The sequence below is a fragment of the Pseudomonas sp. FH1 genome, from assembly GCF_000510895.2.
Lineage (GTDB): Bacteria > Pseudomonadota > Gammaproteobacteria > Pseudomonadales > Pseudomonadaceae > Aquipseudomonas > Aquipseudomonas azotoformans_A.
On the sequence record NZ_AOHM01000006.1, the window covers coordinates 23,696 to 49,221 of the forward strand.

28 protein-coding genes are annotated in these 25,526 nt (G+C 62.2%); 13 read left to right on the forward strand and 15 right to left on the reverse strand.

Features of this window, described 5'->3' with window-relative positions; all coding sequences use genetic code 11:
• Window positions 1-4 precede the first annotated feature (4 nt).
• Entirely contained in the window at window positions 5-682 is a 678-nt protein-coding gene (locus H096_RS02775; protein ID WP_033896674.1) for a DUF1028 domain-containing protein, read from the forward strand.
• Window positions 679-1,824: an acetylornithine deacetylase gene (gene argE / locus H096_RS02780; RefSeq protein WP_033896675.1), complete on the forward strand. Its 1,146-nt coding sequence runs from the start codon at window positions 679-681 to the stop codon at window positions 1,822-1,824. Before H096_RS02775 ends, argE begins: the two co-directional genes overlap by 4 nt.
• A 55-nt stretch (window positions 1,825-1,879) precedes the next feature.
• On the opposite strand, the gene H096_RS02785 is transcribed toward argE, so the two are convergent.
• On the reverse strand, window positions 1,880-2,791 hold the full coding sequence (locus tag H096_RS02785; RefSeq protein ID WP_033896676.1) for a LysR substrate-binding domain-containing protein: 912 nt from the start codon (window positions 2,789-2,791) through the stop codon (window positions 1,880-1,882).
• A 219-nt stretch (window positions 2,792-3,010) separates the two neighbouring features.
• Between H096_RS02785 and H096_RS02790 the strand changes: the two genes are divergently transcribed.
• From H096_RS02790 to H096_RS02800, 3 genes are all read left to right on the forward strand, one after another.
• Window positions 3,011-4,426 carry a cytosine permease gene (locus H096_RS02790; protein ID WP_033896677.1) on the forward strand — a complete coding sequence of 472 codons (1,416 nt, stop codon included), beginning with the start codon at window positions 3,011-3,013 and terminating at the stop codon, window positions 4,424-4,426.
• 204 nt (window positions 4,427-4,630) lie between these two features.
• Complete coding sequence (locus H096_RS02795; protein ID WP_033896679.1) at window positions 4,631-5,122, forward strand: GNAT family N-acetyltransferase; 492 nt, start codon at window positions 4,631-4,633, stop codon at window positions 5,120-5,122.
• 2 nt (window positions 5,123-5,124) lie between these two features.
• Window positions 5,125-5,550, forward strand: a complete 426-nt coding sequence (locus H096_RS02800; RefSeq protein WP_033896680.1) for a GNAT family N-acetyltransferase — start codon at window positions 5,125-5,127, stop codon at window positions 5,548-5,550.
• Here the strand turns inward: H096_RS02800 and H096_RS02805 are convergent.
• Complete coding sequence (locus H096_RS02805; protein WP_033896681.1) at window positions 5,537-6,070, reverse strand: GNAT family N-acetyltransferase; 534 nt, start codon at window positions 6,068-6,070, stop codon at window positions 5,537-5,539. The two genes, H096_RS02800 and H096_RS02805, sit on opposite strands and share 14 nt — an antisense overlap.
• Before the next feature lie 107 nt (window positions 6,071-6,177).
• Here H096_RS02805 and H096_RS02810 point away from each other — a divergent pair, with 107 nt between their 5' ends.
• A complete protein-coding gene (locus H096_RS02810; RefSeq protein ID WP_033896682.1) occupies window positions 6,178-6,855 on the forward strand; it encodes a class I SAM-dependent methyltransferase in 678 nt (225 codons plus the stop codon).
• Window positions 6,856-6,860: 5 nt separating this feature from the next.
• On the opposite strand, the gene H096_RS02815 is transcribed toward H096_RS02810, so the two are convergent.
• Window positions 6,861-8,060 (reverse strand): YgcG family protein, encoded by a 1,200-nt coding sequence (locus tag H096_RS02815; RefSeq protein ID WP_033896683.1) that lies wholly within the window; start codon window positions 8,058-8,060, stop codon window positions 6,861-6,863.
• A gap of 126 nt (window positions 8,061-8,186) precedes the next feature.
• Here H096_RS02815 and H096_RS02820 point away from each other — a divergent pair, with 126 nt between their 5' ends.
• A complete protein-coding gene (locus tag H096_RS02820) occupies window positions 8,187-9,002 on the forward strand; it encodes an alpha/beta hydrolase (RefSeq protein WP_033896684.1) in 816 nt (271 codons plus the stop codon).
• Window positions 8,992-10,134: a PAS domain-containing sensor histidine kinase gene (locus tag H096_RS02825; RefSeq protein WP_033896685.1), complete on the forward strand. Its 1,143-nt coding sequence runs from the start codon at window positions 8,992-8,994 to the stop codon at window positions 10,132-10,134. Before H096_RS02820 ends, H096_RS02825 begins: the two co-directional genes overlap by 11 nt.
• Here the strand turns inward: H096_RS02825 and dapF are convergent.
• A complete protein-coding gene (dapF, locus tag H096_RS02830; protein WP_033896686.1) occupies window positions 10,122-10,925 on the reverse strand; it encodes a diaminopimelate epimerase in 804 nt (267 codons plus the stop codon). The genes H096_RS02825 and dapF overlap by 13 nt on opposite strands.
• A gap of 73 nt (window positions 10,926-10,998) precedes the next feature.
• Between dapF and H096_RS02835 the strand changes: the two genes are divergently transcribed.
• Complete coding sequence (locus H096_RS02835) at window positions 10,999-11,508, forward strand: AAA family ATPase (RefSeq protein ID WP_033896687.1); 510 nt, start codon at window positions 10,999-11,001, stop codon at window positions 11,506-11,508.
• A gap of 169 nt (window positions 11,509-11,677) precedes the next feature.
• Here the strand turns inward: H096_RS02835 and H096_RS02840 are convergent, their stop codons facing one another.
• Window positions 11,678-13,273 (reverse strand): L,D-transpeptidase family protein, encoded by a 1,596-nt coding sequence (locus H096_RS02840; protein ID WP_033896688.1) that lies wholly within the window; start codon window positions 13,271-13,273, stop codon window positions 11,678-11,680.
• 39 nt (window positions 13,274-13,312) lie between these two features.
• Between H096_RS02840 and H096_RS02845 the strand changes: the two genes are divergently transcribed.
• Both H096_RS02845 and H096_RS02850 read left to right on the forward strand, forming a co-directional pair.
• The gene (locus H096_RS02845; protein WP_033896689.1) at window positions 13,313-14,026 is read left to right on the forward strand and encodes a murein L,D-transpeptidase catalytic domain family protein; all 714 of its coding nucleotides are present in this window, start codon (window positions 13,313-13,315) and stop codon (window positions 14,024-14,026) included.
• 28 nt (window positions 14,027-14,054) lie between these two features.
• Window positions 14,055-14,801, forward strand: a complete 747-nt coding sequence (locus H096_RS02850) for a creatininase family protein (RefSeq protein ID WP_033896690.1) — start codon at window positions 14,055-14,057, stop codon at window positions 14,799-14,801.
• 13 nt (window positions 14,802-14,814) lie between these two features.
• On the opposite strand, the gene H096_RS02855 is transcribed toward H096_RS02850, so the two are convergent.
• On the reverse strand, window positions 14,815-15,156 hold the full coding sequence (locus H096_RS02855) for a hypothetical protein (protein ID WP_033896691.1): 342 nt from the start codon (window positions 15,154-15,156) through the stop codon (window positions 14,815-14,817).
• A 34-nt stretch (window positions 15,157-15,190) separates the two neighbouring features.
• Complete coding sequence (locus tag H096_RS02860; protein WP_033896692.1) at window positions 15,191-15,835, reverse strand: hypothetical protein; 645 nt, start codon at window positions 15,833-15,835, stop codon at window positions 15,191-15,193.
• A 131-nt stretch (window positions 15,836-15,966) separates the two neighbouring features.
• Between H096_RS02860 and H096_RS02865 the strand changes: the two genes are divergently transcribed.
• Complete coding sequence (locus H096_RS02865) at window positions 15,967-16,230, forward strand: hypothetical protein (protein ID WP_033896693.1); 264 nt, start codon at window positions 15,967-15,969, stop codon at window positions 16,228-16,230.
• Here H096_RS02865 and H096_RS02870 read toward each other — a convergent pair.
• The 4 genes from H096_RS02870 to yfcF form a co-directional block, all read right to left on the reverse strand.
• Window positions 16,207-17,040, reverse strand: coding sequence for an amidohydrolase family protein (locus H096_RS02870; protein ID WP_033896694.1), 834 nt, complete (start codon window positions 17,038-17,040; stop codon window positions 16,207-16,209). The genes H096_RS02865 and H096_RS02870 overlap by 24 nt on opposite strands.
• 28 nt (window positions 17,041-17,068) lie before the next feature.
• Window positions 17,069-18,349: an MFS transporter gene (locus H096_RS02875; RefSeq protein ID WP_033896695.1), complete on the reverse strand. Its 1,281-nt coding sequence runs from the start codon at window positions 18,347-18,349 to the stop codon at window positions 17,069-17,071.
• A gap of 98 nt (window positions 18,350-18,447) precedes the next feature.
• A complete protein-coding gene (locus H096_RS02880) occupies window positions 18,448-19,179 on the reverse strand; it encodes a GntR family transcriptional regulator (RefSeq protein WP_016977148.1) in 732 nt (243 codons plus the stop codon).
• Between the two features lie 111 nt (window positions 19,180-19,290).
• A complete protein-coding gene (yfcF, locus tag H096_RS02885; protein WP_033896699.1) occupies window positions 19,291-19,923 on the reverse strand; it encodes a glutathione transferase in 633 nt (210 codons plus the stop codon).
• Between the two features lie 177 nt (window positions 19,924-20,100).
• Between yfcF and H096_RS02890 the strand changes: the two genes are divergently transcribed.
• Entirely contained in the window at window positions 20,101-20,796 is a 696-nt protein-coding gene (locus H096_RS02890; protein ID WP_156487827.1) for a hypothetical protein, read from the forward strand.
• A gap of 3 nt (window positions 20,797-20,799) precedes the next feature.
• Here the strand turns inward: H096_RS02890 and H096_RS02895 are convergent, their stop codons facing one another.
• The 4 genes from H096_RS02895 to H096_RS02910 form a co-directional block, all read right to left on the reverse strand.
• Entirely contained in the window at window positions 20,800-21,336 is a 537-nt protein-coding gene (locus H096_RS02895) for a DUF924 family protein (RefSeq protein ID WP_033896700.1), read from the reverse strand.
• Between the two features lie 110 nt (window positions 21,337-21,446).
• Window positions 21,447-23,876, reverse strand: a complete 2,430-nt coding sequence (locus tag H096_RS02900; protein WP_033896701.1) for a TonB-dependent receptor — start codon at window positions 23,874-23,876, stop codon at window positions 21,447-21,449.
• A gap of 89 nt (window positions 23,877-23,965) precedes the next feature.
• The gene (locus H096_RS02905; RefSeq protein WP_033896702.1) at window positions 23,966-24,919 is read right to left on the reverse strand and encodes a FecR domain-containing protein; all 954 of its coding nucleotides are present in this window, start codon (window positions 24,917-24,919) and stop codon (window positions 23,966-23,968) included.
• Window positions 24,916-25,413: a sigma-70 family RNA polymerase sigma factor gene (locus H096_RS02910; protein WP_033896865.1), complete on the reverse strand. Its 498-nt coding sequence runs from the start codon at window positions 25,411-25,413 to the stop codon at window positions 24,916-24,918. The genes H096_RS02905 and H096_RS02910 overlap by 4 nt, the downstream gene beginning before the upstream one ends.
• Between the last annotated feature and the right edge of the window lie 113 nt (window positions 25,414-25,526).

Consider the following 25,526-nt stretch of genomic DNA (forward strand, 5'->3'; position numbering starts at 1 on the left):
GCACATGACTTTTTCAATCGTCGGCCGTTGCGCCGAAACCGGCCAGCTGGGCATTGCCATCAGCTCATCGAGCATTGCCGTGGGTGCCCGTTGCCCATGGCTGCGGCCCGGTGTGGGCGCGGTGTCGACCCAGAACATCACCCTCCCGGCCCTGGGCCCGGACGTGTTGGACCTGCTGGAACAAGGCCTCGCCCCTGCCGACGCGATCGACAAGGCCCTGACGCGCAACGGCTACAGCCAGTACCGGCAACTGACGGCGATTGATCACCTGGGCCGTAGCGTGCATTTCAGCGGCAGCGAAACCCTCGGTACCCACAACGCTGTGTCGGGAGAACAGTGTGTGGCGGCGGGCAACATGCTCGCCGACCGCGCGGTGATCGAAGCGATGGTCACGGCCTTTGAGCAAGGCGAAGGCCAGTTGGCCGATCGCCTGCTGGCGGCGATGCAAGCCGCCATCGCCGCCGGTGGCGAAGCCGGCCCGGTGCACTCCGCCGCGCTGGTGGTGGTGGGCGAACTGACTTGGCCGATCATCAACTTGCGCGTGGATTGGGCTGACGAACAGCCGATCCTTGAACTGCAAAAGCTCTGGGAGGCCTATCGCCCGCAAGTGCAGGACTACATCGACCGCGCCCTCGCCCCGGACCGTTCCCCCGGCTACGGCGTGGCCGGAGACGACCGATGAGCGCCAGCCGCGAACTGCTGCAGACGCTGGTGGGGTTCGATACCACCAGCCGCGAATCCAACCTGCAACTGATCGAGTTTGTACGCGATTACCTGGCCGGTTTCGGGGTATCCAGCCAATTGGTCTACAACGAAGAGCGCAGCAAGGCTAACCTGTTTGCCAGCGTTGGCCCGGTTGAGTTGCCGGGGATCGTGCTGTCGGGGCACACCGATGTGGTGCCGGTGGACGGCCAGCCATGGACCGTGCCGCCGTTCGAATTGACCGAACGCGACGGCAAGCTCTTCGGCCGCGGCACCGCCGACATGAAGGGCTATATCGCCTGTGTATTGGCGCTGGTGCCAGCGTTGGTCGCGGCGCCGTTGCGGATGCCGGTACATATCGCCCTGTCCTATGACGAGGAAGTCGGTTGCCTGGGCGTGCGTTCGTTGCTCAAGGTGCTGGAAGAACGGCCAGTGAAACCCATGCTGTGCATCATCGGCGAACCGACCGAACTCAAGCCGGTACTCGGCCACAAGGGCAAGTTGGCCATGCGCTGCGATGTGCACGGCGAGGCGTGTCATTCGGCCTATGCGCCATATGGGGTGAATGCGATTGAGCATGCCGCCGAGTTGATTGGTGAACTCGGGCGGATCGGCCAGCGCCTGCGGCAGACCCAGGATGCACGGTTTGATCCGCCGTTCAGCACGGTGCAAACCGGCGTGATCAGCGGTGGCAAGGCCCTGAACATCGTACCGGCGGATTGCCGGTTTGATTTTGAGGTGCGTGCGTTGCCGTCGCAGGATCCGGCCAAGGTCGCGGATGAACTGAAGGCCTACGCCGAGCAGCAGGTGTTGCCGCGCATGCAGGCGGTGAACGCGCAAAGTGCGATTCGCTTTACCGAGCTGTCGGCCTACCCAGGTTTGGTCACCGATGAGCGCAGCCAGGCAGCAGAGTTGATCGCGGCGTTTTCCGGCTCGCGGGAGTTCGGCACGGTGGCGTTTGGCACTGAAGGCGGGCTGTTTGATGCGGTGGGCATTCCCACGGTGGTGTGCGGGCCGGGGAGCATGGATCAGGGGCATAAGCCGGATGAGTTTGTGAAGGTGGAGCAATTGCTGGGGTGTGATGCGATGCTGGGGCGGATGCTGGATTCTATTCGCGCTTGAGCCGAACACCAATCAAATGTGGGAGCAAACCGCTCCCACATTTTTGGCCTTGTACTCAACCCAAGAGTCGGGCAAGTTCCTCGCGACAGTAGTCAACAAAGAGCTGCACCGGTTTGGTCAACGGCGCGCGGCGCAACCATACTGCTGACAAGCCTGAGCCGGTCACCGTCTCCGCCAACGGCACGCACACCACCTTCTGCCCATCATAGGTGTACTCGGTGAACGGCTTGGTCACCAGGATCGAAAACCCGAACCCCCGCCCCACCATCCCCCGCACCATCTCGATCGATGGCGAGCTGAACACGATATTCGGCGTCAATCCACGCTCTTCGAAGATGCTGACAAAGTAGGTGCGGCTCGGTAGCACGTCCAGCAAGATCATCGGTTCCAGCACCAGGTCCGCCAGCGACACCTTGGCCTGCTGCGCAAAACGATGATCGGCCGGCAACAGCGCATACGGCTGCTGCGGCGGCATCAACGGCGTAGTCTCGATGGTCGCGCCCAGGTCGTGCTCGAACAACATCGCCACGTCAATGCTGCCCGCCGTCAGCGCCTGCACCAGCTCTTGCTGCTCGCCATCACGTATGCGGATCTCCACCCCCGGCCAACGCGCCTTGAAGCCCGCGATCAGACGCGGCAGGTACAACGGCGCCACGGTTTCAAAGCAGCCGATATCGATCTGCCCCGCCACCACGTCATTGTCCGCCAGGGCGTTCTGTTCAAACTCATGGGCCACGCGCAGCAGCTCCAGGGCCTTGCGATAGAAGCGTGCGCCGCTGGGCGTCAGTGACACCCCCTGGGCGTGATGACGGATAAACAGCTGCACGCCAAAGCTGTCTTCCAGCTGCTTGATCGCCGTGGACACCGACGGCTGCGCGATATACAGCTTGCGCGAGGCCTCGGCGACGCTGCCGCATTCGGCCGTGGTGACGAAATATCTGAGTTGGCGCAGGTTATACGCAGCCATCGGGACCTCCAGAAACGTGAGACTTCGCCCGCAAAACAGGTGTAGGCAACATACCGGAGCGCAGCAAGGCTGCGAGCTATATTTTTTAAGGTCTATAGCAACAAACTTACTAATTTACCTCCCTGCGCCCATTGCAGATCATCACTCCAACAACAAAGCGCCGCGCACGTGGCGCACAGCGAAGTACGTCAACGTACTCACCTTGCCTTGGAGTTCGTCATGGTCACCACTGCAACATCCTCCGCCCCGCTTATCGAAAAACACACGATTGGATACGTGCCCCCGGAAGATCGCCATGGAAAGGTAAGAGACCTGTTCACCCTGTGGTTCGGCGGCAATATCGCGCCACTGCCGATCGTCACGGGTGCGCTGGGGGTGCAACTGTTTCACCTCAACTTGGTATGGGGCATCATCGCCATCCTCATCGGCCACCTGGTCGGCGGCGTGCTGATGGCGCTGCACTCGGCCCAGGGCCCGCAAATGGGCATCCCGCAAATGATCCAGAGCCGCGCCCAGTTCGGCTCCCTCGGCGCACTGTTGGTGGTGGTGATCGCCGGCGTGATGTACATCGGTTTCTTCGCCTCCAACATCGTGCTCGCGGGTAAATCCCTGCACGGCGTGGTCGACGCAGTACCGGTGCCGGTGGGCATCGTCATCGGCGCCATCGGTTCCGGGATCATCGGCATCATCGGCTACCGCTTCATCCACGTGCTCAACCGCATCGGCACCTGGGTGCTCGGCGCCGGTATCGTGCTGGGCTTCGGCTACATCTTCACCCATGTGCAGACCACGGATTTTCTGACACGCGGCAGCTTCAACATCGCAGGTGTGCTGGCGACCGTGTCCCTGGCGGCCCTGTGGCAAATCGCATTTGCCCCCTACGTGTCGGACTACTCGCGCTACCTGCCCGCCGACGTACCGGTAGCCTCCACTTTTTGGACCACCTATCTCGGCTCGGCACTGGGTTCCAGCCTGTCGTTCATCTTCGGCGCGGTCGCCGTGCTGGCGACGCCGGTGGGCATGGACACCATGGACGCAGTCAAACTCGCCACCGGCGCTATCGGGCCGTTGATGCTGGTGTTGTTCCTGCTCAGCGTGATCAGCCATAACGCCCTCAACCTGTACGGTGCCGTACTGTCGATCATCACCCTGGTGCAGACCTTTGCCTACCGCTGGATTCCAACGGCCAAAAGCCGCGCGCTGATTTCGATCCTGGTATTGGCCGCCTGCGCGATTGCGGCCGTGTTCGCCTCGAAGGACTTCATCGGTCACTTCGTCGACATGGTGCTGGTGCTGCTGGTGGTGCTGGTGCCGTGGACGGCGATCAACCTGATCGACTTCTATGCGATCCATAAGGGCAAGTACGACATTGCCTCGATCTTTCGCGTGGATGGCGGGATCTATGGGCGGTATAACCCGCAGGCGCTGTTGGCGTATGCGGTCGGCATTGTGGTGCAGATTCCGTTCATGAACACACCGCTGTACGTAGGGCCGATTTCGGAACACATCAACGGGGCCGATTTGTCCTGGGTGGTGGGGTTGGTGGTGACGTCGCCGTTGTATTTCTGGTTGGCGAGTCGGGACAGTGCGTATAAGCGCCGGATGGACGGAGGGAAGTTGGTGGGTGGAGTTTGAGACATCCGCTTTGAGTTTTGAGGAAACCCGCCTAGGCGGGTTTCCTGTTTTTTGGATAGCCCGTCAGATGCTTTTTTATGGTAAACCGGCTTCCTGTGGTGAGCGGGCTTGCCACAACAACCGCATCGCCACAGGGGATTTGTGTTGCTGGGGTCGATGTTTGTCTATCATGTGGCCTCTCGCTCAACGCCTCAGGAAACGCCCATGCCCGCTCTCACCTTCCGCAACGCCCTACCCGCCGACGCCGCCCGCTGCTTTGACATCGAGATCAGCGCCTACGAAGGCGACGAAGCCGCGACCCTGGAGAAGATCGCCACGCGTATTGCCCAGTACCCGCAAGGCTTTCTGATCCTGGAGGCCGCGGGTGAAGTGGTGGGTTTCATCAATTGTGGCTGCGCCCACGAAGTGGTGATGTCGGACGAGGCGTTCAAGGAGTTGGTGGGCCACTCGGCCGACGCGCCGAATGTGGTGATCATGTCGGTGGTGGTCGACCCGGCGCATCAGGGCAAGGGCTATTCGAAAATGTTGATGACTGAGTTTGTGCAGCGCATGAGCCGCATGGGCAAGCAGACGATTCATTTGATGTGCAAGGAGCAACACGTGCCGCTGTATGAACGCATGGGCTATGAGTATGTGCAGCCGTCGCCGTCGGATCACGGTGGCATGGCGTGGCATGAAATGGTCATGGCGCTCTAGAGATGAACGCAGCGCATATTGAAATCAGCGACCAACCCAATCCCGACGCCGAGCGTATCCTCGGCGGCGGCTTGGCGGCGTTCAATGAAGCCATCACCGGCTATAACGATCGGCGTCTGCTGACGGTTTTGATCAAGGATCCCGAGACCCAGCAAATCCTCGGCGGCATCACTGGCAAGACCACATTGGGCATGGCCTTTCTCGACCTGTTCCACTTGCCCGACTCGCTGCGTGGCACGGGACTGGGCAGCCAGTTACTGCAAACATTCGAAGATGAGGCGCGGCGACGGGGCTGTCGCAACGCGGTGCTGTACACCCTGAGTTTCCAGGCGCCGGGGTTTTACGAGAAGCATGGCTGGGTACGTTTTGGCGAGCTACCGTGCGAGCCTGAGGGCAGCAGCCGGGTGTTTCTGTCTAAATCGCTGTGACGCCCAGGGCTTTGCCAAACAACCGATTCCCATGGCTCTCCCCTTGGAAGGTATACACCGGCGAGCCCAGCAGCCCATACCCGCGCCGAGGGTAAAACCCCAGGGCGCGCTTGTTACCGTCCCACACCGTCGCCCATAACAGCGAAGCACCACCCAGCGTCGCGCATTGCTCTGCCGCTTGCAGCAACTGATAGCCGATACCCAGGCCGGTGAAACGTTCCTGGATGTACAGGCGTTGCAGTTCAGCGACGTCGGGCGCTTCGATCATCGGGTGACAGGCGTTGAGCTTGACCTGGGCAAAGCCGACCAGGTGCTGGTTGGACTCGGCCACCAGCAGCGAGATACCAGGATCGGCGATCAACCGGGCCATGACCTGCGGCGCAAACGCTTCAAGCACTTCAGTGGCAATCGAGCCGCGAATGCCTTGGGTCGCGTAGGTGTCGAGGAACACTTGCATGCCCAGCACGCCCAGGCACAGGGCGTCGTCGGGGATGGCGTCGCGAAGAAGAATGGCAGACATCGAGCGTCCATACTCTGAGGGGTGAGGAGCGACGTTTTACCATGAATGTTGCCTCTGCGGGTTTGCCGCAGTAGGGTTTATCCCCGCCCAATTTGCAGGAGCCCAGCATGAGCTTTTTTTCCGACCCGGATGCCGTTGCCCGTTACGCCGAAGGCCCCGTGCGCCTGGTGCCGGGCTTTGATGGCCTGCAACGCATGACCACCCTGTTGTTGCGCGAAAGCGTGCCAGCCGCCGGCAATGTGCTGGTGTTGGGCGCCGGCGGCGGCCTGGAGTTGAAGCGTTTTGCGGACGCAGAACCGGGCTGGCGGTTTGTGGGGGTGGACCCTTCAGCCGAGATGCTGAAGCTGGCCGAGGCAACCTTGGGCCCGTTGATGGACCGCACCGAGTTGCATGAAGGCTATATCGACACGGCGCCGTTGGGACCTTTCAACGGCGCCACGTGCTTGCTGACCTTGCATTTCATCCCGGCCGAGCAGCGCCTGCAAACCCTCAAGGCGTTGTGGCAACGCCTGCTGCCGGGCGCGCCGCTGGTAGTGGCCCATCATAGTTTCCCGCAAGCGCCGGAGGATAAAGTCCGGTGGTTGAAGCGCTACGCGGCGTTCGCGGTGGACTCGGGCGTGCCGGCGGTGGATGCCGAGCGCGCGATTGCGGCAATCAGCGAGAAATTGCCGGTGCTGTCACCCGAGACGGATGAAGCCTTGATGAGAGAAGCCGGCTTTGACGGCGTGGAGTTGTTCTACGCTGGCTTCAGTTTCAAAGGCTGGGTGGGCTACAAGCCGCGCTAGCGGCTTCACCAACTGCCGGACGCCCCGCCACCGCCACTGGAGCCACCGCCGCCGGATGAGCTGCTGCTGGAACTGGAGCTGCTGGAGCTCGAACTCGAGCCACCGCCCGAAGACCCCGAGCCGCCGCTGGTCTTGCCAAAGATGAACAGCGCCGCAAACGAGGCAATCGGGAACGCGAACAGCCAGCCATCACGGCCGAGGTCCAGTAACACCCCCGCCGCCACATACACCCCCACCGCCGCCAGTAGCCGCGCGATAAAACCCACGCGGCTCTGCTTCCAAGCATCCTTCATGATCACCAGCAGCACCAGGTACAGCCCCAGCACCACCAGCGCGCCCAGTGGAAAGACCAGCCAGTGGATGAAGTTGACGTCGGCATAGCGCTGATCAACCATCACCAAGCCCAGGATGTAGGCCAGCAGCCCGATCACGCCGTAAAACACCGAACGCGCCATCCACAATGCGCCGAAGGTCGCGCCGCCGATCAGCATGATCAGTGGCATCACCAGCAGAAACATCGCCCAATCTCGGCCTTCACCCACGATCACGAGCAGCAACGTGGCAACCACCGCGGCAATCAACGCGCGGCGCCACCGCAGTTTGCCCGCACTGATGAGTACGCCGCCAATGGCGCCGATGACAAACGCCAGCGCTATGGCGATGAACTGCGGATTGACCCTTGTGCCTGCGGCTGCAGGCAAATCACCGCCGTCCACCAGCACCACCAGGTCATTCACGCCCTGGGAGACACCACCGACGAAATCACCCTGGCGGAAGGCCGGGGTGATGTGTTCCTCGATGATGCGGTGCGCGAGCAAATCGGTGACCGTGCCTTCCAGGCCATAGCCCACCTCAATGCGCACCTTGCGGTCCTCCTTGGCCACCACCAGCAGAATGCCGTCGTTGACGTCCTTGCGTCCCAGCTTCCAGGCGCGGAACAGTTGGTTGGCGTAGTCCTCGATGCTCACGCCGCCGGTGGTCGGCACCAACAACACAGCCACTTGCGAGCCTTTGCGCTGCTCAAGGTCGGCCAATTGGGTTTTCAGACGGGTGGTGGTCGAGGCATCCAGGGTGTTGGTGAGGTCAATCACCCGCTGGTCGAGGGCGACGCCAATCGGTGAAATGTCGGCCTGGGCGGTGCCCACCAGGCCCAAGACCACCAGCGCCACCAGGTTCAAGACGGACTGCCGCAGAATCGCCATCATGTTTGTTACCTGAAGTTTCTTCCTGAAGGCGGCGACTTTACCTTATCCGCGCTATATCACGTGACCCCGCGCCGTTGACTATCTAAACTCCCTGCACGCATAGCAAAACGCCATAACGGGAAGCCCATGGACCTACGCCACCGTAACAATGTCAGTGTGATGGGCAACGGCCGCTCGACCCTGGTGTTTTCCCACGGCTTCGGCTGCAACCAGGCCATGTGGAACTACCTGGCACCGCAATTTTCCGAACGTTTCCGCGTGGTGATGTATGACTTGGTGGGCGCCGGTCTGTCGGACCTCAGTGCGTTCGACAAGGCCAAATACAGCGCCCTGGACGGCTACGCCCGTGATTTGAACGAAATCATCGACGCCTTCGCGGTAGGCCCGGTGATCCTGGTGAGCCATTCGGTGAGCGCCATGATCGGCACCCTCGCCGACCGCCAGGCCCCCGGCCGCATTGCCGCCCATGTCATGATCGGCCCCTCGCCGCGCTATATCGACGCCGACGGCTATGTCGGCGGCTTCAAGCTGGCGGATATCCAGGACCTGCTCGACACCCTCGACAGCAACTACCTCGGCTGGTCCAGCGCCATGGCCCCGGTGATCATGGGCGCGCCTGGGCAACCGGCGTTGAGCGAGGAATTGACCGACAGTTTCTGCCGCACCGAACCTGAGATCGCCAAGCAATTTGCGCGGGTGACGTTCATGTCGGACAACCGCCAGGACGTGATCGGCCTGGCCACTCCGGTGCTGATCCTGCAATCGAGCGACGACCTGATCGCCCCCGTGGCCGTGGGCGAATACCTGCACAGCGTGCTACCCAACAGCACCTATTGCCTGGTGGACAACGTCGGCCATTGCCCGCACATGAGCGCGCCGCAAGCGTGCGCGGCGGCGATGGAAAGCTTCCTGGCGCCGTGGACGGCCGCCCATGCCGTCTGAGTTGTTCGACAGCGCCGCCTGCGCCCTCGCCGTCACGGCGCAGGACGGCACGATCCTGCAAGCCAATACGCGCTTCAGCGAGTGGCTGGGATTCAGCACCACGGAACTGTGCGGCAAGCGTTTCCAGGATTTGCTGACCATGGGCGGACGGATCTTCCACCAGACCCACCTGGCGCCGATGCTGCGCCTGCGCGGCAGCGTCACCGAAGTGAAACTCGACATGCTGCACCGTGACGGCCACAAGCTGACCGTGCTGCTCAACGGCATCAAGCGTGAGCAGGATGACGGTACGGTGTACGACCTGGCGCTGTTCGGCACCACCGACCGCGACAAGTACGAGCGCGAGCTGCTCAATGCACGCAACTTCGCCGAAGCGCTGTTACAGGAAAAGACCGCCACTGAACTCGCGCTCAAACTGGCCCAAGCCGAATTGAGCGAGGCCTATGCCATCGCCCAGCGCCGGGCGCTGTTTGCCGAGCAGATGGTGGCGATTGTCAGCCACGACTTGAAGAACCCGCTTACAGCCATTCGCATGGCCTCGGATTTTCTTAACCGTGGCGAACGCACCGCCAAGGAGCGCCAACTGCTCGGGCACATTGGCCAGTCATCCGAGCGGGCCCAGCGCATGATCGCCGACCTGCTGGACTTTACCCAGGCGCGCGTTGGCCAGGGCATTACCATCAAGGCGGCGCCGTTGGACCTGCATGAGGTGATTCATCGGGCCGTGGATGAACTGCGCGTGGCGTTTCCCACAGCAACGTTGGCGCATCTCGCCGAGGGCAGTGGCGAGGCTTGCCTGGACGCCGACCGCGTGCAGCAGATCATTGGCAACCTGGTGGCCAACAGCGTGGCGTATGGCGACCTGCAACGGCCGATCACCGTCACGTCACGGCTGGGGCGGGATAGCTGCGAGGTCTCAGTCCACAACCACGGCAAGGTCATCCCCGAAGCCTTGCTCGCCGAACTGTTCGAACCCATGACCCGTGGCACCGACCAAGGCAGTGATGTGCGCAGCGTGGGCCTCGGCCTGTATATCGTGCGCGAGTTGGCCAGGGTGCATGGCGGCGATGTGGCGGTGAGTTCTTGTGTCACGGGCGGCACCACGTTTACCGTCAACTTTCAGCCAACGTAGGCGCTGCCCTGCATCACCGGCTCTACGCTGCCCGTCAGCACTACGCCACCCTCGCCTGCCCAATTCACGGTTACCGTGCCGCCGTCGCATTGCACTTCGACGGTATCGTCCAGCAGTCCGCGACGAATCCCGTTGACCACCGCGCCACAGCAACAAGAACCCGAGCCCAACGGCACACCGCCGCCGCGCTCCCAGATGCGCAGGCGGATGTGGCTACGATCAAGCACCTGCACGAAATGCACATTGGTCTTGGCCGGGAACAACGGGTGGGTTTCCAGCGCCGGGCCCAAGGCCGCCACATCGACAGCTGCGATGTCTTCCACGAAAAACGTGCAATGCGGGTTGCCCATGCTGCGCGCCGCCGGGTTGCCATCGATGGGCAAGGTGCGGGTGTCCATGGCCTCGGCCAGCGGCACGGCTGACCAGTCCAGCGACGGCTCGCCCATGTTCACCGACACCTGCCGCCCCGCTGCCCGCACACAGGTCAGCAAGCCCCGATCGGTACGCAGCACCACCGAGTTTGTGCCGGCTTCGTGCATCAAACGATCAGCCACGCCACGGGTGGCGCTGCCGCAGGTGGCCAGCGGCGTACCGTTGGGGTTCCAGAACTTGATGCGCGCCGCGGCGTCATCACAATCGAGCAGCACAGCCAGTTGGTTGAAACCAATACCGGTGTGGCGGTTGCCAAGCTGGCGGGCGATTTTCGCGGTGATCGGATCGTCCAGGCCACGGCGGTCGATGATGATGAAGTCATCGCCATGGGCGTGCATTTTCACAAACGGCAGGGGCATGGGCTGTCCTGTGGTCGACCGGTGAGGAACTGAAGGATACCCTGAACCGGCCCAACCTTATCGAGAGCCACCCATGCTAATTGTCTTCAGCGGACTGCCCGGCACCGGCAAGACCACCCTGGCCCAGGCACTGGCACGCCAGATCGGCGCGATGTACCTGCGCATCGACGTGATTGAGCAGGCGATCCGTGATGCGGGCGTGCTGGCGGGCGATGTGGGCGCCAGCGGTTATGGGGTGGCGAATGCTTTGGCGTTGAGCAACCTGCAATGGGGGCAGATGGTGGTGGCTGACTGCGTGAACCCGGTCAGGGAAAGCCGGGAGGCATGGAAGACAACGGCGGCAATGGCCGGTGTGGCGTTGCTGGATATTCGGGTGATTTGTTCTGACCGGCAGGAACATCAACGGCGGGTGGAGACCCGAACTGGGGATATTCCCGGCCTGGTTCCACCCAGTTGGGAGTCGGTGTTGGCGCATGAGTACGAAGACTGGGATGAAGTACCGCTGACGGTCGACACGGCCTTCACGGCGCCAGAACAGGCAATGGCGGTGATTTTGACGGACCTCACCGCTATGGCGAACTAGGTCTCTCTGTAGTGAGCGGGCTTGCCCCGCGCTGGGTGGCGAAGCCGCCCCAAGAAGACCGCCGCGCTTTTTCTGTGAGACCACATGGCACGATTTTAGGGCTGCTTCGCAGCCCAGCGCGGGGCAAGCCCGCTCACCACAGCAAGCACGCTCACTACAGAAGCACGCTTCAGAGCACACTCCCCATCGCCTTCATCAACACCAGGTCCCGCCCATAGATATCCGGCGCATACACCAACCCGCCCTCGCGGTTGACCTCCACCGTCCAGTAACTCAACAGCACCGGCACCGGCGTGGCCAGCCTGAATTCATGGGTCACGCCGGTGGCCAGCAGCTCATCGGTGCGAGTACGTTCGGCCGGGCTCACCAGCAAATCCCGCAGCAACAACGGTTGCTCGACCCGCACACACCCCGAGCTGAACGCCCGCGGCCCTTTGGTGAACAGCGGCTGGCTCGGCGTGTCGTGCAGGTACACCGAGTACGGGTTGGGAAAGCGCATCACGATCTTGCCCAGCGGGTTGCGCGGCCCGGCTTCCTGGCGCAGCAGGATATTGCCAGGGCGAGCCCAGTCGATTTGCTCGGGCGCCAGCGGGTGACCTTCAGCGTCGAGTACTTGCAGGTTCTGCTGGCGCAGGTATTCGGGGTTGAGGCGGATGGCCGGGAGTTTGTCCTCGCGCATGATGGTGGGCGGGATGGTCCAGGTGGGGTTGAGGGTCAGCCGGGTGATGCGCGATTTGAGCAACGGCGTCTGGCGTTCGGCGCGGCCTACTTGCAGGCGGGTTTGCCACACGGGGATGCCGCTCTGGTACACGCTCAGTTGCGCGGCGGCGACATTCACCAGCACGCCTTCGGGCTCCAGATCCTGGGCCAGCCAGCGGAAGCGTTCAAGGTTGATACGCAGTTGTTCGCGGCGCACCAACGGGCTGATGTTCAATTCGGCCACGGTGCCGGCGCCGATCACTCCATCGGCCTGCAACGAGTGGCTGAGCTGGAAGGCCTTGACCGCCTTGACCAGTTCATCGCGATACTGCCTACCGCTGGGCGCGTTGGCGAGGTAGCCACCACTGACCAGGCGCCGCGCCAGCTCCGGCACGCGGGGGTCTTCCATGCCGGGGCGCAGCAGCGGACCGCTGGCGACCGGATCCCAATGCGGCAACGGCTGCTGACGCACGGTGGAATAGGCGTTGCGCAGGCTGCGATACAAGTCGGCACTGGGCCGCGCCTGGTCGAATGCCTGGGGCATGTCTTGCAAGCCCGTGGCGGCAAAGGCCAGCACCTCGACATTGGGGTCGCGCGTAGGCGGTTGCGAATGCCACAAGGGTTCGAAACGTGACTGTTGCAGTCGGCCGTAATGCAGATCCTGCAAGGCTTGCAGGTAACGCTGGCTGGTGGCTATATCTCTGCACAGCACGTTGGCCGTGGCATCTGGCGCAGGCAAGCTATAGTGGGTGGGGTCCAGGCCGTCATCGGCGAGCATCAGCAACTGAGATTGCAGGGCTTGTCGGCGTTCATCGGCGGACCACAGCGGCACATTACCTTGCTGCTGGTAGAAGGCTTGCAGGCGCAGTTGCGCAGCGGGGTCGAGCTGCGGCGCCAGGCCGGGGCAGACACTCGGCAGTTGCGCCAACGCCTGTTGCACGGGCGCCAGATCGACCGGCGCCGGCGTGGTCACCGGCAACGGCTCGACCGGCAGCGCGTCGGCTGTCGCGACCAATGGTGCAACGAGCAGGCAAATGCTCAAGTAACATGCGTGTTTTTTGAACAATTGACCAGGCTCCAATCCACACCGGGGGACACTTCGTAGATGCTGACTTTCATGCGCCGCCTCGGTTTGATGACCGTGGCGTTGGCTACCTTGAGCAATTTTGCGCTCGCCGCCAATCAGACCTCTCCTAACTTGTATAGCAGCCTGGCGCGCTCGGCTCCAGAACTCAATCCCACCGTACTCAAAAGCGCCCTGAACGCGGTGCAGTGCGCGGTCAATAACGGCGAGGAACGTTCCGAGCGCCTAGCGGTTATTGACTACTCCCAGCCTTCGACCGCCCGTCGGCTGTGGATCTTCGATTTGCGCAAGAAAACCCTGGTGCTACGCGACCTGGTCGCCCACGGCGCCAAATCCGGGGAAAACTTCGCCACCCAGTTCTCCAACCTGGAAGGCAGCCACCAGTCCAGCCTTGGGTTGTTCCGCACCCAGGAAAGCTACCTGGGCACCCACGGCTACTCACTGCGCATGGACGGCCTGGAGCCGGGTTTCAATGACCTGGCCCGCGACCGCGCCATCGTGATTCACGCCGCCGACTACGTGAGCCCCTTGTGGAGCAAGCGCGAAGGCCGTATCGGCCGCAGCCAGGGTTGCCCGGCCGTGCGCCCGCAGGTGGCACGCCAGGTGGTGGACAAGCTCAAGGATGGGCAGTTCATGTTTTCCTGGTACCCGGACCAGCGCTGGTTGAAGTCTTCGACCTACCTCAATTGCAAACCCCAACAGGTGGCGAGTAGTCGTACAATCCGTGGCGGATAGCCTGTCCCCATAGATAAGAGAGCGTCGCATGCTTCTACACAAATCCACCTGGATCGAGATCGGGCAGTTTCTGGAACGCAGCCGCACAGTGGTGATTCCCATCGGTTCCAACGAACAACACGGCCCTACCGGCCTGCTGGGCACCGACTGGATGTGCCCGGAAATCATCGCCCATGAAGCGCAGAAGAACGCCGACCTGCTGATCGGCCCCACCTTCAACATCGGCATGGCCCAGCATCACCTGGGCTTTCCCGGCACCATATCCCTGCGCCCTTCCACCTTTATCGCCGCGATTGGCGATTGGGTGCGCTCGCTGGCCGGGCATGGTTTCGAGAAGATCCTGTTTCTGAATGGCCACGGCGGCAATATCGCCACCATCGAAGCGGCGTTTTCCGAGCTGTACGCCGAAGCCAGCTTCGCCCGTCGCCCGGCTGGGTTTGCCTTGAAACTGGTGAACTGGTGGGACCTGGAAGGCGTGAACGACCTGGCGCAACGCCAATTCCCGGTGGGCCATGGCAGCCATGCCACGCCATCGGAGATTGCGGTGACGCAGTGGGCTTATCCGGACTCGGTCAAGACGGCCGATTATTCGCCGCAGATCGCCAACACCGGGCCGATCCGTGAAGCGCTGGACTTCCGCGCGCGCTTCCCGGATGGGCGCATGGGCTCGGACCCGGCGCTGGCGACGGTAGAAAAAGGTGGGGAGTTGGTGGCGTTGGCGGCGCTGGGGTTGGTCAAGACGGTGAATGCCTTCAGCAACGAAGCCAAGCCCTAGGCCATACGCAAAATTATTGGCATTCCTTGGCAGCCAGCTCAAGCCGCGACGGCGTAATCGTCGACGCCAGCGGCTTGCGCTCATACAGGAACACTTTGCCGCCGTCCTGGGACTTGTAGGCTTCCAGCACATCATCGGCGGCAATCTTGCTGGTCAACACCACCTTGGCGTGGCGCGAGTTCTGCGTCACGGTGGAGGTGATCTTGTGTTTTTCCAGTTTGGGCAATACGCACTGCACATAGGCTTCTGGCGTCTTGCTGGTCTGCAAGGTCAGGGTGGGTGCGTTGGGGGCGGACACACAACCGGCCAGCAACAGGGAAGCAAAGGCCAAGGCCGGGGCGAAAAAAGCGCGCATGAAAAATTCCTGATTATAAAAATAAAGGTTCACATCAACCGGCACGGACCAGCGCTTTGAGCGACGCATCGAACTGCTTCAGGGCATCCAGTTGCACATCGCGCTGCTGCTCGATCTGCGCGGCAATTTCCGGCGCTGCCTTGTCATGTACCCACACCGACGGCACCTGCTTGTGTACCGAGCCTTCGGCCTTGGCGATGTATTGCAGGTTCGCATCATAGAACCGCGCAATAAAACGCGCCTCGACCTGGTCGTTGCGCTGGGTCAGCAGTTGGTTATGGGTATCGAGCATCACCACCACATCGGGGTGAGCCTGCACCAAGGCATCCAGGTTGTCGTAGACCGTCACCGACAAAAACGTGCCTTGCAGCGAGTTCATCAACCAATCGATGGCCAGTTCCGGGTCGGAACTGTTGACGAACGCCTGGCGGATACGCCCGTCGAGGGCATCCTTGGCGCCATTCAAGGCCATGTCGTGGTAGCGTTCAAGGTAGCTGAGGTTGTCGCGGGTGTTGTCACTCAGCAATACACCCACCGACTGCGCGTGCTGCAGGGAGTCTACGCTACCGTTGATCGGTAGCAAATGGCTCATGGGCAGATCATCGGCAATTGCCGCGTTGTTGATGGCAACCGTGCCCAGCATCAAAGCCATCAACGCCAGCTGAATAAACGTCCTCATCGCGCATTTCCTTGAACAGCGTCTCGATGGCGTGATTTTCCGCTTTTCCCGCAAAAACAGAACTTGCGATCCTTGATGGTGACTATTATCTGAACCGATAGTGCTGACATAAAACTTATAAGGACCACGCCATGAAGCCCCACCAGAAAACCTTCGACCGCATCCGCGAAGCCGTACTACCGGAGTTTCGCGAGCGGGTCGCCGATTACCTGGTCGACTATGAACACGTGCTGCAGGACGAGGCAGCCGACGCCGATCAAATCAGCACCAGCGCCCAGCAACTGCGGGGTTACCTGCGGGGTTTGAACACCACACGGGTGCTGGGCATGGCGGACTGGGAAGACCTCGACCGCCGTGTGGAGGAGGATTGGCTACGCGTGGTGGAAGCCGAATAACTGGCGTGGCGTGTCGATCAACAAAGCCTGCGCGACTGCTGCCGACCAACCCAGGGCTTGGCGTTGCTCAATCACTGCGCCATAGCCGATAGACGCTTCATGCTGGGTGTGCGGCCAGTCACTGCCCCACACCAACCGATCCAGGCCAAAGCTCTGTTGCAGCAACGGCATGGCTTGGTGGGCAAACTCACGGTTCTGCGCCGCGCTGCCAGCCAGGCGATAGATACCCGAGACTTTCAGCCACAGCTGGCCGCCGAGCCCGAGCGCCAGCAACTCGGTAAAGCCGCGCTGCTCGACGCCCAGTCGCGCGTCGGGTCGCCCGAAATGATCGATCACCAATTTCACCCCGAACGGCAGCAGTTGCCGCACCAACTGCGGCAGGTCGTCCAGCTCGCGGTGTACTTCCACATGCCAGCCCAGTTCGACGATGTGCTCGAAGAACGCCTTCCAGCCCGACTCGGCAAAGTCCGGCAGCGCCCGGCCCACCAGGTTCAGTCGCACGCCCACGACACCTGAGCGGGCCATGGCATCCAGGGCGTCGCGCGGGATATCGCGTTCAACCACCGCCACGCCGCGCAAACGATCAGGTGCCTGCTGCAAGGCGGCCAGCAGGTAGCGATTGTCAGTGCCCAGGAAGCTGGGCTGCACCAGCACGCCATGGCTCAAGCCGTTGGCGCGCAAGTGCCCGAGGTAATCCGCCAGCGTGGCGTCGTAGCCAGGGGTGTAGCGACGTTCGCCGGCCAGGGTCAGCGTGCGGCTGAACACATGGGCGTGGGCGTCGATGCCGGTGATGGAGCAGTTATCAAACATGGGGTTCGTCTTTCAAGAGTAAAAAGGGTCAAGCCTGGGCGCGCTGGCCGGTCACCACGTTGTCGGCGGGCGCTGCTTCCAGCACGCGGCCACGGGTTTCCGGCAGGCACAATGCGGCGATCACCGCGACGCCGTAGGCAATCCCGGCATCGATGCCGATGGCCGAGCCGAGGGACATGGAGTCGCTCATATGCCCCACCAGGAACGGAAACACTGCGGACAAGACGCGCCCGAAGTTGTAGCAAAAGCCCACGCCGGCACCGCGCACATCCGCCGGGTACAGTTCGTTGAACAACGCCCCGAGGCTGGCCGGAATGCCGGCCGCGAAAAAGCCCAGCGGGAAGCCAAGGAACAGCATCTGCGTATTGGTCAACGGCAGGAACACATAAGCCTGCACGGTTATCACGCAGCACAGCGCGAACAGCACGATGTTCTTGCGTCGGCCGATGCGATCAATCAGCAGACCACTGGCGATGCAGCCGCACCAGAAGGCAAAGATGATCACCGCCAGGTAGCCGCCGGAGTTGAGTACCGACAGGTTGCGCTCGGTCTTGAGGAAGGTCGGCAGCCAGGTCATCACCGCGTGGTAACCGCCATGGGCCCCCAGGCCCAGCAGGCCGCCGAACAGCGTGACGCGAATCAGCTCAGGACGGAAGATACCGGCCAGCGACTTGAAGAAGCTCTGTGGAATCGCCTGTTCTTTTTGCAGGCGCTGGAAGCTGTCGGGCTCTTCAACATTGCGGCGCACCCAGATAATCAGGAACGACGGCAGCAGGCCCACTACAAACATCACGCGCCAGGCCATGTCCTGCGGCACAAACGAATAGATCAGCGCAAACACCCCGACCGCGACGCCCCAACCCACGGCCCAGGCGCTCTGCACGGTGCCCATCACCTTGCCGCGATACTTCGGGTTGATGGTCTCGGCCATCAACACCGCGCCCGCCGCCCACTCACCGCCAATGCCAAAGCCTTGCAGCGCCTTGACGATCAACAACTGGTGGAAGCCCGTGACAAACGCCGACAAAAAGGTGAAGAACGAGAACCACAGAATCATCCACTGCAAGGTACGCACCCGGCCGTAGCGGTCGGACAAGGTGCCGCCGACCCAACCGCCGATGGCCGAGGTCACCAGCGTGACGCCGCTGATCAACCCTGCATCGCCCTTGGTCAAGGCGAAGGCGGCGATGAGTGCCGGGATCGCCAGGCCGAACATCTGCACTTCCAGTGCGTCGAGGGACCATCCACCGAAACAGGCCCAGAATGTTTTGCGCTCCCGGGGAGTGACTTGGCGATACCAACTGAACATGATTTTTATCCTTATAGGTCAAACGCGAGGCAGCCGGGCGCGAACCGTGCCGCAGCCGGGCCAGTGTTGGGCAAACAATTAACGGTGTGGGTGTCGGGTCAGCGAATGTCCACGCGGTAGCGGAAGTGCTCGGCGTGCCCGCGGGAGCGTCGCCACTCCAGGGGTTGGCCGGCGTAATCGCGGGCCAGGCGCTCGATCACCACCACCGGGCTGTTGACCGGCACCTGCAGCAAGCGCGCGTACACCTCGTTGACCGATTCGGCGGTCAGGGTTTCCTCGGCCGAGGCCACCACTTGCCCGCAGACGTCTTCATACACCGGATACAGCAACGGGCCTTGCTGGGACAGATCAATATCCAGCAACGCCTGGAAGCGCGTGCGCGGCAGCCAGATCTCTTCGGCCAGCAGCGGCTGCACATCAAACAAACGGGTACGCAGGATGCGGATCACCTGGGCTTCGGGCGCCAGGCCCAACGCCTCACTGACCGCCGACGGCGCGGCCAGGGATTCAACCGTGAGAATGCGGCTCTCCGGCACTTGCCGCTCGCCCGCAGGACCTTGAAACCGGAAGAAGCGAAACAGGGAGGACTGGAACTGCGGGCGACGCACAAAGGTGCCCCGGCCCTGCTGGCGCTCAAGAATGCCTTCGCTCACCAACGCATCGACGGCCTTGCGCACCGTGCCGGTGGACAGTTCGTACTCGGCGGACAGCACCGCTTCGGTGGGAATGGCTTCACCGGGGCGCCAGCGATTGTTGGCGATCTGCTCGACCAGGTGGTCGCGCAGGCGTTGGTAAAGCGGCAGACGGGCGTCACTGGACAAGGTATTCATGGGGCCACATTCACTTTGTTATTTAGTCATATATATGAATATGGCGAGAGTATTTGTCCGCTGGGTGACGGCTGTCAAGCGCGTCACCACGCCTAGAGGATGAATGGTCGGTTACAGCACTGGGCGTTGCTGTTGCACCCACGCCTGCACGGACGGCCGCTGCCACTGGCGCTGCGCGTATTCCACCAACTCGGCGGGCACGCTGTCGCCGTTGAGAATCAAGCGATTGAGCATCACCGCCAGGTCCACATCCGCAATCGACCACGCGCCGAACAGATAGGCCCGGTTACCCGCCAACAGCGCCTGGGCCGCGCTGATCAGCTTGCGCGCCGCCGCTTCGGCCACAGGGGACAAGGGCGGCATCTTCTGCCCGTAGAACACCACCATCGTCGAACGCTCCTGGCGGATCGGCAGCAAGTCACTGCGCAACCACGCCTGCACCTGCCGCGCCCTCGCCCGCTGCCGGGGGTCGGCCGGATAGACCGGGGTCTCGGGGTAAGCCTCTTCCAGGTATTCCGTGATTGCCGAAGACTCCGACAGCGCAAAGTCTCCTTCTACCAGCGTCGGCACGCGCTGGGTCAGGGACAGTTGGGCGAAGTCGGCGGTCTGGTTTTGGGCAGCATCCAGGTCCAGGGTCAAGGTGTCGAACACCAGGCCTTTTTCCCGCAGGGTGACGAACACCGACATCGCGTAGGGACTGGTATACAAATGATCAACATACAGGCGCAACGGACGCTGGCTCATAACGATTCTCCGTGAGTGGAACACCACGCTACGAGATGTGCGGCGAGAAAGACAATGCGCTGTTTTTATGGGGGCATTCCTGGTGGGAATAGCCGCACCCGCTGTAACGGCAACGCCTGCCAAGGTAGACTTTCCACCCAGCGCGCACCTGCGTAGCACTGAAAAAGGATGTTCGTCTTGCGCTTTCCCTTCGCCGTGTTTTTGTCGTTCTCCTGTGTTTCCTACGTGGCGTCGGCCAGTGATCTCCCCGCGCTGCCCGGTGAAGTGCAGTATCAGCAAGCCGCCGCCCTGTTGAAGAAAAGCGACGCTGAGTACGCCGACCTGATGCGCTCAGTGCTGGCCAAGAAAACACCTGCCGATGTGGACGAGAAGAAAGCGAACCTGGCGCTCATCCAACAACGCTTGAGCGAATCAGCGCAGGCAGGACATCCCGTTGCCGAATACCGCCTGATGCTCCTGTATCAGATCTATTTGGTGCCCGGCAAAGAACAAGAGATGTGCCAACTGGCAATCTCAAGCCTGGAGCACGGCTTTGCCCCGGCCGCACTTTACGTCGACAACACTTGCCTGGACTATGTGATGGGCCCCAAGTACATGCCGGCGCTGCAAAACGCCCTGGCTAAAATGGACGACTTTGCACCTTACTACCCGCAGCCCGCCGTCTGGTTGACCTGCGGCGCGCCGCCCAAGGGCGTCGAGCTGCAATCAGGCAGCGAAAACGATTACCGCGCCGAACTCTATAAAGTGCTCGCCAGCCGAACCAATCGCAGAACCGCCCGGCCGTTGCGTATTGAATACCTTGAGAAAGCGCTGGCAACCAACGGCTGCCCCAACGCGCGCAAACGCCTGGAAATCGACCGGGACGCTCAATAGCCGCTAGCCAGAGAACCCGCCCGCGTCCAGAAACCTACGCTCGGCGTCGGTGGTAGCCCTGGCCAACACCTCGTTTCGATGGGGAAAGCGCCCAAACTGCTCAATGATGCGCGCGTGCTCCTTGGCCCAACGGTAAGTGTTGGCGTCCAACTGCTGGTTCAGGACCAGTGAGCGCTGTTGATCCGCCGAGTCTTCAGAATGTTCGAACGGCAGGTAGCAGAACGCGCGCAATGCCGGCTCGACCTGCTGATCCAATCCGGCGTCGACCATGCGCCTCGCATACAGGCGGGCCAATGGATCGGTGGCGAACATGTGGGCAGTGCCGCGAAAGGCGTTGCGGGGGTATTGGTCAAGCAGGATCAGCAGCGCCAGGGCTCCTTGCGCCGAGTCCAGCCAATGTTCCAGTTCGCGCCGGGCGGCTTGCAGGTGGGCGGTGTGGAAGGTGTCGCGGAAGGTGGCGTCGAAGGTGTCATCCTTGGCGAACCAGTGTTTGGGGCCCGCGTGTTTCCAGAAGTCGAGGACGGATTGAGGGGTAGTCATGATGATCGGCCTGCACAAGCAATTTTACTGACAGTATCAGAATCCTCGGTGGGGCGAGGATCAATGTGGGAGCGGGCTTGCCCGCTCCCACATTTGATCGGCGTCGTCGGTTAGAAGTCCACCGTCGCGGAGAGTTTGACCGTGCGCGGCTCACCCTGGGTCAGGTAGTTGTTGGCCGTCGACGCCGACGCCCAGTACGCCTTGTTCGCCACGTTTTCTACGTTGGCGCGCAGCGTGATGTACTTGTCATCGGCCTTGAAGCCATAACGAGCGCCGAGGTCGATACGGGTCCAGGCGGGGATGCTCAGGCTATTGGCCGCATTGACGTACTCGCCACCGGTGCGCAGCATCCGCGCGTTGACGGCGGCGCCCTGGAGGCCGGGAATATTCCAGTCGGCGCCGACGTTGTACTGGAAACGTGGCACGCCAGCCGCGCGGTTACCGTCGTTGAGGCCGTTGGAGGTGTTCTTCAGTTCGGTGTTCATCCAGGTCGCACCGGCCAGCAGGCGCAGGCCGTCAACCGGCTCACCGAACACGTTCAATTCCACGCCTTTGTTGATCTGCTCGCCATCGACGCTGAAGGTATTGGTGCCATTGGGGTTGGTGTTGGTGGCGCTGCTGGGCTGCTCGATTCGGTAGACACCCAAGGTCGCGCCAAAACTGTCCCAATCCAGCTTGACCCCGGCTTCGGTCTGCTTGCTGCGGTTAGGCGCAAAGACCTCGCCAGGGTTGGTGACGTTGGTCAACGGCGCGGTCGGCCCTTGGGCCAGGCCTTCGATGCGGTTGGCGTAGAACGACACGTGCTCCCACGGCTTAACCACCAGGCCATACACCGGCGTGGTGATGCTCTCGGCATAGTTGGCGTTGCGCACGCCCGTGGTGGTGTTCCACGCGTCTACCTCAATGGTCTGGCGCCGCACGCCCAGGGTCAGCAGCACACGATCATCGATAAAGCCCAGGGTGTCGGACACTGCCGCACTTTTGATGCGGTTCTTGCCGACGATGCGCGGGTCGTGGATGTCGCTGCCGAAGTAAGTAACGGACGGACGTGGGATCTGGGTCGGGTTATAGAGGTTGCCCGGCCGGCGGTTGGCTTGCAGGATCGCTTCAAATGCCGAACGTTGCTCCCCCCAGATGCCGGACAAACCGAAGTTCACCTGATGGCTCACGGGGCCGGTATTGAAACGCCCGTTCAAGCCGGCCATGGCGCTCTTGTTGTCCTCGTCGTGGGGCGAGTACAAAAAGCCCACACGGCCACTGCCATCGTTGCCCACGTACAGCGACGAATACTGCCCGTTCTCCCGCGTGTGCTTGGCCCCGCCACCGACATAGGCGGTCCAGTTGTCATTCAAATCGTATTCGGCATTGAACATGCCATAGGTGTCTTCCAACTCCGACCAGCTCCAGTCCTGGGCATAGTTGTGCTTGGCCGATGGCGCCTTCGGTACCTGTGTGCCGTTGGGATAGACCACCGAGCGACCGCTGTTGATGCGCTCTTTCTGGTAGCCGAAGTCGGTGGACACGCGCAGGCGATCGCCCCGGTAATCCAGGGCGACGGCCACCAGTTGCGAGCTTTTGAATTCGTCCTCGATAGCCGTGTCGCCGCCATGCTTGGCCAGGTTGATCCGCGCGCCGAAGCGATTGTCTTCACCGAACCGCTGGCCCAGGTCGAGGTGGCCGCCGCTCTGGCCATCGGTAGTGGTGTCGAGGCTGACGCTACGGGTTGGCACATCTTCGGCGCGCTTGGGCACCAGGTTGACGCTGCCGCCAATGCCGCTGCCGGCTGGCGATACACCGTTGACGAAGGCGTTGGGGCCTTTGAACAACTCGACCCGCTCCAGGGCTTCGGTGGTGATGATCTGCCGTGGCAGCACGCCGTACAGGCCGTTGAAGGCAATGTCATCGGTGTTCAGCGGCAGGCCGCGAATGGTAAACACCTGGGAAAAGTTGCCGAAGCCTGCCGACTGGCGCACGGACGCATCATTGAGCAGCACATCCCCGACGGTGCGCGCCTGTTGGTCGGCGATGGTCTTGGCGGTGTAGCTGACCACGCTGAACGGCACGTCATTGATCGAGCGATTGCCCAACACGCCCAGGCGCGCCGATCGGGCGACCTGGCCACCGGCATAGGTATCCGCCTGCGCCCCGCTCTCGCCGCTGATGGTGGTCGCGCCCAACTGCACGGCGTCACCCGTTGCTTCAGGCACCAAGGTATAGCCATTGGCGCCGGTGCTTTGCAGTGCGTAACCGCTGCCTTGCAGCAGTTGCATGAAGCCCGCTTGCGCGGTGTAGCTGCCCTGCAAACCAGCGCTTTGCTGGTCGTTGAGCAGCGTGGAATCAAATGACAACGGCACCCCGGACAACGCCGCGAATTGCGCCAACACATTGCCCAACGGCCCCGGCGCAAGGTGGTAGCTGCGTGACGCGCTGCTCGACGGGGCGTCGGCTGCCACGGCGCTGTGCAGCGGCGCGATGGCAGCCAGGGCGACAGCCAGGCTCAAGGCCTTCAAGGGGCGGATCGGGTGAGGGGTGAAGGTCATGGGGGTTCCTGTCGACGCGGTGCAGAGTTGAGGGTTCTCCCCTACACCGGGCGACAACTGAAAAGGTATCAGCGAAACGGGAAAAAAATTCAGCGCGGTTCGATCGTCACCCAGTAGCCGGTCAAGCTGCTGACCTTGACCGGCAGGGTTTCCTGCAACAAGCGCAGGCTGGCGTCGGTGTCCCGCAAGGGGAACGCCCCGGACACGCTCAGCCCGGCGACGCTGTCGTGGCAGCGCAACACGCCGTGGCGGTAGCGTCCCAGCTCATCGAGCAAGTCCGCCAGGCGCATCTGCTGGGCCAGCAGCATGCCGTTTTCCCAGGTGGTGGCGCCGGCCTCCAGCGGCTGCACCGCGGCCACGCTGTCGCTACCGAATGCGCTCTGCTCGCCAGCCTTGAGGATCAGCCCACGACGGGCGTGCTGCGGCAGCATTTCCACCGCACCGTCGAGCACCGCCACGCGGCTGCTCTGCTCGTCCACCCGCACGCTGAAATGCGTGCCCAGGGCGCGGGCGGTGCCGTGGCGGGTCTGCACCACAAACGGACGATGGGTCGGCGCGGGGTCCTTGGCGGTGGTGATCATCACTTCACCCTGCAGCAACTCGAGACGCCGCAGTTGGTCGGTGAACGCGATATTCAATGAGCTGGCTGTGTTGATCAGCAGGCGTGTGCCATCCGGCAAAGTGAGGTTGCGTTGCTCGCCAACGGCGGTGTGCTGGTCGGCGGTCCACGGTTGCCACGGTTTTTGCCGGTAGGCCAGCCAGGTCGCAGGGCCCGCCAGCAGCAACAGGCCAAGCGCCTGGCGGCGGCCGAGGGATTTTTTGCGGCCGATACGCTTGAGGGTGTCGCCCGCAATCGCCGCCGGCACGCTGTTGAAATCCCCCAGAATCGCCTGCGCCCGTTGCCAGGCCTGGGCGTGCTGGGCGCTGCGGCCTTGCCATTGGGCGATGGCGCGACGGTCTTCGTCGGTGGCGCTGCCGGACTGCAACTGCACCATCCAGTCGGCGGCCTCCCCGAGGATCAGCGGGTCGATGGACGGGTTCATGCCACGCTCAGGCACGCAAGGAACGCATCGCGCATGTAGCGTTTGACCGAAACCAGCGACACCTTCAATTCGTCGGCGATCTGCTGATAGGTCAAGCCGTCGAGCTGTGACATCAGGAAGGCCTGGCGGGTCTTTTCCGGCAAATCCCGCAACATGGCTTCGATGCGGTACAACGCCTCGAGGATCAGCCAGCGGGTTTCCGGCGACGGCACTGCCTGCTCGGGCAGGTGCGCGATAGTTTCCAGGTAGGCGCGTTCGACTTCCTGGCGACGCCAGCTGTCGATCATCAGGCCCTTGGCAATATGGGTGAGCAACGCGCGCGGCTCGCTGCCGAAACCGGCACTGTGTTGGCGGGTGAGCAGGCGCATGAAGGTGTCGTGGGCCAGGTCGGCCGCATCGTTGGCATTGCCCAGCTTGCGGTCGAGCCAGCGGTACAGCCAACCATGATGTTCGCAGTACAACGCCTGGACAGGCAGATGGAGCGAAGACGACATGCCGATCACCCGAACCCGGTAGTAATTAAGAATTGATCGCATTCTAATCTGGGCAACGAATCGCGGCAACGCGTTAATTAATGTTATAGGATAACAACCCATTTTCGCCCTGC

What these genes read in the sequence shown, in the direction of transcription:
- H096_RS02825 (WP_033896685.1), top strand. Translation starts at nt 8,992, where the DNA reads ATGCCGTCTGAGTTGTTCGACAGCGCCGCCTGCGCCCTCGCCGTCACG.
- yfcF (WP_033896699.1), bottom strand. Translation starts at nt 19,923, where the DNA reads ATGAGCCAGCGTCCGTTGCGCCTGTATGTTGATCATTTGTATACCAGT.
- H096_RS02875 (WP_033896695.1), bottom strand. Translation starts at nt 18,349, where the DNA reads ATGTTCAGTTGGTATCGCCAAGTCACTCCCCGGGAGCGCAAAACATTC.
- H096_RS02835 (WP_033896687.1), top strand. Translation starts at nt 10,999, where the DNA reads ATGCTAATTGTCTTCAGCGGACTGCCCGGCACCGGCAAGACCACCCTG.
- H096_RS02775 (WP_033896674.1), top strand. Translation starts at nt 5, where the DNA reads ATGACTTTTTCAATCGTCGGCCGTTGCGCCGAAACCGGCCAGCTGGGC.
- H096_RS02810 (WP_033896682.1), top strand. Translation starts at nt 6,178, where the DNA reads ATGAGCTTTTTTTCCGACCCGGATGCCGTTGCCCGTTACGCCGAAGGC.
- H096_RS02900 (WP_033896701.1), bottom strand. Translation starts at nt 23,876, where the DNA reads ATGACCTTCACCCCTCACCCGATCCGCCCCTTGAAGGCCTTGAGCCTG.
- H096_RS02895 (WP_033896700.1), bottom strand. Translation starts at nt 21,336, where the DNA reads ATGACTACCCCTCAATCCGTCCTCGACTTCTGGAAACACGCGGGCCCC.
- H096_RS02815 (WP_033896683.1), bottom strand. Translation starts at nt 8,060, where the DNA reads ATGATGGCGATTCTGCGGCAGTCCGTCTTGAACCTGGTGGCGCTGGTG.
- H096_RS02800 (WP_033896680.1), top strand. Translation starts at nt 5,125, where the DNA reads ATGAACGCAGCGCATATTGAAATCAGCGACCAACCCAATCCCGACGCC.
- H096_RS02860 (WP_033896692.1), bottom strand. Translation starts at nt 15,835, where the DNA reads ATGAGGACGTTTATTCAGCTGGCGTTGATGGCTTTGATGCTGGGCACG.
- H096_RS02790 (WP_033896677.1), top strand. Translation starts at nt 3,011, where the DNA reads ATGGTCACCACTGCAACATCCTCCGCCCCGCTTATCGAAAAACACACG.
- H096_RS02910 (WP_033896865.1), bottom strand. Translation starts at nt 25,413, where the DNA reads ATGTCGTCTTCGCTCCATCTGCCTGTCCAGGCGTTGTACTGCGAACAT.
- H096_RS02820 (WP_033896684.1), top strand. Translation starts at nt 8,187, where the DNA reads ATGGACCTACGCCACCGTAACAATGTCAGTGTGATGGGCAACGGCCGC.
- H096_RS02795 (WP_033896679.1), top strand. Translation starts at nt 4,631, where the DNA reads ATGCCCGCTCTCACCTTCCGCAACGCCCTACCCGCCGACGCCGCCCGC.
- H096_RS02905 (WP_033896702.1), bottom strand. Translation starts at nt 24,919, where the DNA reads ATGAACCCGTCCATCGACCCGCTGATCCTCGGGGAGGCCGCCGACTGG.
- argE (WP_033896675.1), top strand. Translation starts at nt 679, where the DNA reads ATGAGCGCCAGCCGCGAACTGCTGCAGACGCTGGTGGGGTTCGATACC.
- dapF (WP_033896686.1), bottom strand. Translation starts at nt 10,925, where the DNA reads ATGCCCCTGCCGTTTGTGAAAATGCACGCCCATGGCGATGACTTCATC.
- H096_RS02805 (WP_033896681.1), bottom strand. Translation starts at nt 6,070, where the DNA reads ATGTCTGCCATTCTTCTTCGCGACGCCATCCCCGACGACGCCCTGTGC.
- H096_RS02880 (WP_016977148.1), bottom strand. Translation starts at nt 19,179, where the DNA reads ATGAATACCTTGTCCAGTGACGCCCGTCTGCCGCTTTACCAACGCCTG.
- H096_RS02850 (WP_033896690.1), top strand. Translation starts at nt 14,055, where the DNA reads ATGCTTCTACACAAATCCACCTGGATCGAGATCGGGCAGTTTCTGGAA.
- H096_RS02870 (WP_033896694.1), bottom strand. Translation starts at nt 17,040, where the DNA reads ATGTTTGATAACTGCTCCATCACCGGCATCGACGCCCACGCCCATGTG.
- H096_RS02845 (WP_033896689.1), top strand. Translation starts at nt 13,313, where the DNA reads ATGCTGACTTTCATGCGCCGCCTCGGTTTGATGACCGTGGCGTTGGCT.
- H096_RS02855 (WP_033896691.1), bottom strand. Translation starts at nt 15,156, where the DNA reads ATGCGCGCTTTTTTCGCCCCGGCCTTGGCCTTTGCTTCCCTGTTGCTG.
- H096_RS02865 (WP_033896693.1), top strand. Translation starts at nt 15,967, where the DNA reads ATGAAGCCCCACCAGAAAACCTTCGACCGCATCCGCGAAGCCGTACTA.
- H096_RS02785 (WP_033896676.1), bottom strand. Translation starts at nt 2,791, where the DNA reads ATGGCTGCGTATAACCTGCGCCAACTCAGATATTTCGTCACCACGGCC.